Source organism: Rhizobium sp. TBD182 (assembly GCF_001950375.1).
GTDB lineage: Bacteria > Pseudomonadota > Alphaproteobacteria > Rhizobiales > Rhizobiaceae > Agrobacterium > Agrobacterium tumefaciens.
This window is the reverse complement of record NZ_BDLN01000005.1, coordinates 159,277-165,952: the sequence shown is the minus strand read 5'-3', so window position 1 is coordinate 165,952 and position 6,676 is coordinate 159,277. Positions and strand designations below refer to the sequence as shown.

6 protein-coding genes are annotated in these 6,676 nt (G+C 58.0%); 2 read left to right on the top strand and 4 right to left on the bottom strand.

What is annotated here, in order from left to right; all coding sequences use genetic code 11:
* From T18_RS16730 to T18_RS16715, 4 genes are all read right to left on the bottom strand, one after another.
* On the bottom strand, positions 1 to 609 hold a 609-nt coding region (locus T18_RS16730), incomplete at its 3' end, for an ABC transporter permease (protein ID WP_323455237.1).
* A complete protein-coding gene (locus tag T18_RS16725) occupies positions 606 to 1,490 on the bottom strand; it encodes an ABC transporter permease (RefSeq protein ID WP_038491680.1) in 885 nt (294 codons plus the stop codon). The genes T18_RS16725 and T18_RS16730, both read right to left, overlap by 4 nt.
* 202 nt (positions 1,491 to 1,692) lie before the next feature.
* Complete coding sequence (locus T18_RS16720) at positions 1,693 to 2,799, bottom strand: ABC transporter substrate-binding protein (RefSeq protein ID WP_003513325.1); 1,107 nt, start codon at positions 2,797 to 2,799, stop codon at positions 1,693 to 1,695.
* A gap of 288 nt (positions 2,800 to 3,087) precedes the next feature.
* A complete protein-coding gene (locus tag T18_RS16715) occupies positions 3,088 to 3,966 on the bottom strand; it encodes a MurR/RpiR family transcriptional regulator (RefSeq protein ID WP_038491675.1) in 879 nt (292 codons plus the stop codon).
* A 177-nt stretch (positions 3,967 to 4,143) separates the two neighbouring features.
* On the opposite strand from T18_RS16715, the gene T18_RS16710 reads away from it, so the two are divergent.
* Both T18_RS16710 and T18_RS16705 read left to right on the top strand, forming a co-directional pair.
* Positions 4,144 to 4,917: an N-formylglutamate amidohydrolase gene (locus T18_RS16710; protein ID WP_013636542.1), complete on the top strand. Its 774-nt coding sequence runs from the start codon at positions 4,144 to 4,146 to the stop codon at positions 4,915 to 4,917.
* A gap of 212 nt (positions 4,918 to 5,129) precedes the next feature.
* Entirely contained in the window at positions 5,130 to 6,644 is a 1,515-nt protein-coding gene (locus T18_RS16705) for an amino acid permease (protein WP_038491672.1), read from the top strand.
* Positions 6,645 to 6,676: the final 32 nt, after the last annotated feature.

The following is a 6,676-nucleotide window of genomic DNA, read 5'->3' as shown; positions in this document are numbered from 1 at the left end:
GGTGAATTCACCGATGACGATGGCGAAGGTCAAAAACGCACCTGATAGCACGGCGACCAGAACATTGGGCAGGATGATGCGCGACAGAATGGTCGTCCACCCCGCGCCAAGGCTCTGCGCCGCTTCCGTCAGCGTCGAGACGTCGATGGTCCTCAGACCAGTATCGACGGCGCGGTACATGTAGGGCAAGGCGAGCGTGGCATAACCGAACATCAAAAGCAGGTTGGTGCCGAAGGTCGTGCCGGTCAGCGGAAGCCAGCTGGAGGTGTTGTAAAGCCTGATATAACCGAACACGATGACGATGGCCGGGATGACCAGCGGCAGGAGCGTGATGAATTCGATATAGGGGCGCAAGCCCGGCAGTTTGAGGCGGACCCAATAGGCCGTGGGCACCACCAGCAGCACACCGAAAACGATGGTGAAGAGAGCCATCACCACAGAATAGCTGAAGGTTTCCTGAAAACGCGGGTCGGTGAGCACCTTGCCATAGGCGTCGAAGGAATATTCACCGCGGCGCATTTTCAGCGAGAAGTTGGTCATGCCGATCAGCGGCAGGGCGAAATAGAGCAGGCCGAAGATCAGCGCGCCCCAGGCGAATAACTTCTTCATTTGAGCCACCTTTCGCTACGGGCGCGCAGCCAGATGTAAAGCGCATTGGCAATGCCGGTGACGACGATCATGCCGAAGGCGAGAGCGTAACCCAGATGCGGATTGCCGAGAACGTCGCCGCGGATCTGCGCGAAAAGCAGGATGGGCACGATGTTGAGCGACGAGCCGGTAAGCGCGATCGCGGTGGCCACCGCACCGAAGGCATTGGCAAACAGCAGCGACATGGTGCCAAGCAACGATGGCAGGAGGATGGGGAAGGCCACCATGCGCCAATATTGCACTCCGGTCGCGCCAAGGATTTCCGCAGCTTCGCGCCACTCGCGCTTCAATCCGTCAAGCGCCGGCGTGATGATGAGGATCATGAGCGGAATCTGGAAGAACAGATAGGTGACGGTCAGGCCCCAGAAGGACAGGATGTTGAAGCCGAGGAGTCTCAGATCAATGCCGATCTGCGTCTTCAAAAACACGGTAAGTAGGCCGACAGGGCCGAGTGTCGCGATGAAGGCGAAGGCGAGCGGCACGCCGGCAAATTGCGATGCGACGCCCGAAAATGTCAGGAGTGGTCCGCGAATGCGCTGCGGCAGACCGCCCAGAACCACGGCGGCGGCGACGGCAAAACCAATCAGGCAGCCAAGAGCCGCCGAGGCGAGGCTGATCTTGATCGAAATCCAGTAGGCCGCGAGGATGGACGAGGTGAAAAGCCCGGCGACGTTTTCCAGCGTCAGGCTGCCATCGGGACGCTGGAACGCACCGACCACGATTTTCATCGTCGGAAAAATCAGAAACAGCAGAACAAAAACAGCAAAAGGTACGACGCCTAACCAATGAAGCGGCAACTTTCTGCCCGCATCGGATGGTCCGCCGGAGTTGGTTGATGGCATGCCTGGTCCCCAAACGCCGTTTTCAAACGGTCTGTCTATAAAGTTCTTTATTATCGCACGTCCGGTTAAAACGGAATCGTCAGACGCACTTTCGATCTTTGTTTTGTGCAATTTCCGGGGGTAAAACCTAGGGAGTTTTACCTGAAATGCTCTCAAAGAAGCACCCCGGCTTTTTGAAAAGCCGGGGTGTATTTTTCAAAGGTTACTTCACGTTCGCGCCGACGACGCTGTCCCAGCCGCCGGTAACGGCGGCCTTGTTGGCGTCGACGTCTTCGAGCGTCGGGAAGATTGCCTTTTCATAGGCTGCTGCCGGCGGCAGGCTGTCGATCAGTTCCTGCGGAACCTTGCCGGCCTTAACCATCGCGTTGAAGCGGATCGGGTGGCAATAACCCTTCAGCCAACCGAGCTGACCGTCGTCGGAGTAGAGGTGTTCCATCCAGAGCTTGGCAGCGTTCGGATGCGGGGCGTAAGCGGAAATGCCCTGAACGTAAACGCCAGCCAGAACGCCTTTTTCCGGAACCACGACTTCCGTGGGCGGGTTGTCGTTCAGCGTCTTCTTCCAGGAGAGCGCGTTATAGTCCCAGGCGACGATGATCGGGGTAGCACCCTGTGCCAGCGTGCCAGCCTTGCCGATGACTGGCAGGAAGTTGCCAGCCTTGTTGAGCTCGGCGAAATATTTCAGGCCTGCCTCACCGGCTTCCTTGCCGGACTTCGCACCGCTGGCAAGACCGGCGGCGAGAACGCCGAGGATAGCCTGGTTGGAAGCGCGCGGATCGCCGGCAAGCGCTACCTGACCAGAATATTCCGGCTTCTGCAGGTCGGCCCAATCCTTCGGCACGTTCTTGACGAGGTCCTTGTTCACGAAGAAGGACATCACGCCGTAATAGTCGCCGTACCAGTAACCTTCCGGATCCTTGACGTTGTCAGGGATTTCGTCCCAGGTGGAGACCTTGTAAGGCTGCAGCAGGCCTTCGGCCTTCATCTGCGGGCCGAAAGCGAGACCGACGTCGACAACGTCAGGAGCCTGCGGGCCCTTGTTGTCCTTGTTCGCCTTTACCGCTTCGACTTCATCGGCAGAGCCGGCGTCGGGGTTGAGTTCGTTGACGGTGATTTCCGGATATTTCGCCTTGAAAGCGGCGATGACGTCGCCGTAACCACACCAGTCGTGCGGCAGCGCGACGGTCGTCAGCATGCCTTCCTTCTTGGCGGCAGCGATCAGTTCGGCGCTTGGCGCAGCGGCAGCGATCGCGGTGGAGGCCATTACCAGAGCGGTGGTGGCAGCAAGCAGTCGACGGCAATGAGAGATCACTTTTTTCTCCTCTTCGTGTTCTCGTATTACGGACGCTGATACGGATTCTGGATGAAGCTAATGTGACGGCTGGATTGCAATTTATTTATCCGGATTCCGTCACTTTACGCCCATTTTCCGCCATCACCCGGCTTTGTGCCTGCAATCGCGGGGTAATCCCATCATCATTCGTGTTGGACAGATATGTTCCCCAGCTTGTTTTTATCCCGCTTTATCGCGCTGGTAGCGATTTCAGGTATCCAATCAGCCGGCGGTTTCCGCGTCAAGCACTGTGCCGGCTACTAATGTTCATGTCCGGTCCGGCCTGCGGAACAGACGCGTCTGCTCGAACAGGCCTTCCAGCGCGTTCATTCGCTCCTTGGTTTCATCCCAGGTGCTGCTCTGCACCGCTTCGATCAGCGCTTCGACGACAAACAATGTAACGACCGATGAATCCCAGGCCGAGGGGGCTTCGATCTTCACACGGAAGGTGTGCAGCGCGTGGCGCGCCACCGGCGATGTCCACTGATCCGTGAAAACAATGATCTGTACGCCGTTTGCCTTCGCCACCTCGGCAAGCGTCGTCATGTCGTGCTCATAACGGCGGATGTCGAAGATCACCAGCACATCGCCGGCGCTCATATTCAGCATATATTGGGGCCAGGCGCTGGAGTTGGACGACATCAGCGTCGTCTTTGGCCGGATCACCTGCATATGCGTGAAAAAATATTCGGCAATCGCGCCGGTGATGCGCCCGCCGACGAAATAGATGCTGCGTTTGCGGTCCGAGAGCAGCCTTGCGGCATTGTCGAAGACCGCGGTGTCGAGATCGCTCAAAGTGTCGCGCAGATTGCCCGTTATGGCGTCGGCGAAACGGTTGAGAATATGCAGACCCGGCGCATTGGTTGCCCAGCGGTCATGTTTGGCAACCGGGCCGGAGATCGTCGCTTCCAGTTCCTGGTGCAGATGGGCCTGAAATTCAGGGTAACCTTTGTATCCGAGCTTCTGCACCATGCGCGCCACCGTCGGCGTCGAAACACCGGCATTTTCGGCAATCGTGGTGATGCTGCCGAGACCCGAGACGGGGTAGTTGCCGAGAAGGCTCTCCGCCAGCCGTTTTTCCGAACGGGTCAGCGCGTCATAGTGGGCATGGATGACATCCGACACGGTGGCCGTCGTACTGCGCAAATCTTTCCCCTTCCGGTCTTTTTGCCGGTGTATTGGCGAATATAAGCATCTGTGCCAGCTATCGAGTCAATGGGGAAAATGAAGAGAAAATTTCAAAATTCCATTTGACACTCGCGATAATGTGAAGAATTCTTTTCGTCATCGGCGGGATGGCAGGTTTCGGGGCGGGATGCGTGCATGACGGTGCGTTCACGGTTTTTCACGGAAGCGGAAGGACAGGCTGTCGGCGTCGAGAACGCCGCAGCGAAGGGCGACGTCGTTCTGGTCTGCGAACATGCTTCAGCCACCATCCCGGAAAAACTCGGTACGCTCGGTCTTTCGCCGGACGTGCTTTCGAGCCATGCGGCCTGGGATCCGGGTGCCTTGGCGGTTGCAAGGCTGCTTTCGCAGAAGCTTGATGCCACGCTCGTCCATCAGCGGTTTTCGCGCCTGGTCTATGATTGCAACCGGCCGCCGGAATCGCCTTCTGCCATGCCGGTCAAAAGCGAGATTTACAATATTCCCGGCAATCTCGATCTGAGCGAGGCGGAGCGGTTTGCCCGTACCTCTGCGCTTTACGTGCCGTTTCACGACCGTGTCAGTGAGATTATTGCCGAGCGGCAGGACCGCGGCCGCAAGGTGGTGGTGGTGACCATTCACAGTTTCACGCCGGTCTATCACGGTCAGTTCCGTGAAGTGCAGATCGGCATCCTGCACGATACTGACAGCCGGCTGGCCGATGCGATGCTGGTGGGCGCCGAGGGTTCTGCGCTGACGGTAAAGCGCAACGATCCCTACGGTCCGGAAGACGGTGTAACGCATACATTGCGGCTGCACGCGCTGCCGGACGGACTTTTGAACGTCATGATCGAGATCCGCAACGATCTGATCGCCAATGAAGGAGACCAATCGGCAATTGCCGATTTTCTCCACGAGCTTATGGGGAAGGCGCTCTCATCAATCGATGAGTGAGGGAGCAATGGGGCGGCTTATGGTGAAAACACCGCAGCCGACCGTCAATGAGACTGCCGCAATCGACAAAAGCCGGAACGGCATGAAGCGGCAAGGGAACAGCAGATGCGTGCGGCGCAGTGCGGGAAACCTCCCGGGCGATGCCGGAAACTGGGGGCACAATCGGCCAATAACGGCTGGCTGGCTTTTTTTTCTATTAAGGAGAGAAGGGCATGGACGGTTCATCATCAGGCGTCAGCTACAAGAAGGCTGATGCATCCTATTTCGAAAAACGTGGACTATCCCGATACGCGGGCGTGTGGTCGCTGTGGTCGCTTGGCGTCGGCGCGGTTATATCAGGGCATTTTTCCGGATGGAATTTCGGCTTTTCCACCGGCGGCTGGGGCGGCATGCTGGTGGCGGGCATCATTATCGCCATCATGTATCTCGGGCTGACATTCTCGATTGCGGAAATGAGCCCGGCGCTGCCGCACACGGGTGCCGCCTATTCCTTTGCCCGCACGGCCATGGGCCCGTGGGGCGGTTTCGTCACCGGACTTTGCGAGAATGTCGAATATGTGCTGACGCCGGCGGTCGTCGTTACCTTCATCACCGCCTATGTGAACTCCATTCTCGGCCTCGATCCGGCCTATTCACCCTTCGTGTGGATAGCCTTCTACGCGATCTTCCTTGCTCTCAACGTCTTCGGACTTGAGCTTTCCTTCAAGGTCACCCTGGTCATCACGCTGATTTCACTCAGCGTTCTGGTGTTTTTCTGGGTCAGCGCCATTCCGAACATGGATTTTTCGCGTTACGCGCTTAATATCGGTGTCGGACCCGATGGCAAGGCTGTGGAGCTGCCGGAAGGCAACGGTTCCTTTTTCCCATTCGGTTTTTCGGGCGTTCTTGCCACGCTGCCTTTTGCGGTCTGGCTGTTCCTCGCCATCGAGCAGCTGCCGCTGGCGGCTGAAGAATCCGTTGATCCGAAACGCGATATGCCCAAGGGTATCATTCTCGGCGTCATCACGCTGATGGTTTCGGCCTTCATGATCGTGTTGCTGAACCCGTCACTACCGGGCGTCGGCGCCTTTCATCTCAGCTCGTCGCTTGAACCGCTGCTGGATGGCTTCAAGGCGATCTACGGCGATGGCGGCGTGGTGCTGCTCGGTCTCGTGGCATTGACCGGCCTGATTGCCAGCTTCCATACGATCCTCTATGCGCAGGGCCGCCAGATCTATTCGCTGTCGCGTGCGGGTTACTTCCCGACCGTGCTGTCGATCACTCATTCGAAATATCGGACGCCATACGTTGCCAATATTGCCGGCGCGCTCGTCGGCCTTGCGGTCATGCTCGTCATCTGGTTCTCGCTGGGTGCGGAACAGGGCGGCAGCATCATCGGCAGCGTGCTTTTGAACATGGCCGTGTTCGGTGCGATGTTCTCCTACATCCTGCAGGCGATTTCCTTCATCCTGCTCAGGAAAAATCTGCCGCATATCGAGCGGCCGTTCCGCTCGCCCTTCGGCATTCCGGGTGCGGTGTTGACAATCATCATCGCCATCGTGACGCTGCTCTATCAGATCCAGGATCCGAACTTCACCAAGGGTGTGCTGTGGGTAGCCGTATGGTTTGCGGTTGCCATTGCCTACTTCGCCTTTGTCGGACGCCATCGCCTCATCCTGTCGCCGGAAGAGGAGTTCGCGCTGGAGCACAAGCAGGCTGCCATGGCAGCGGCGGCTGCAAAGGCCTGATGCTCGAACTGACGGGCGGCCGCATACCGGCC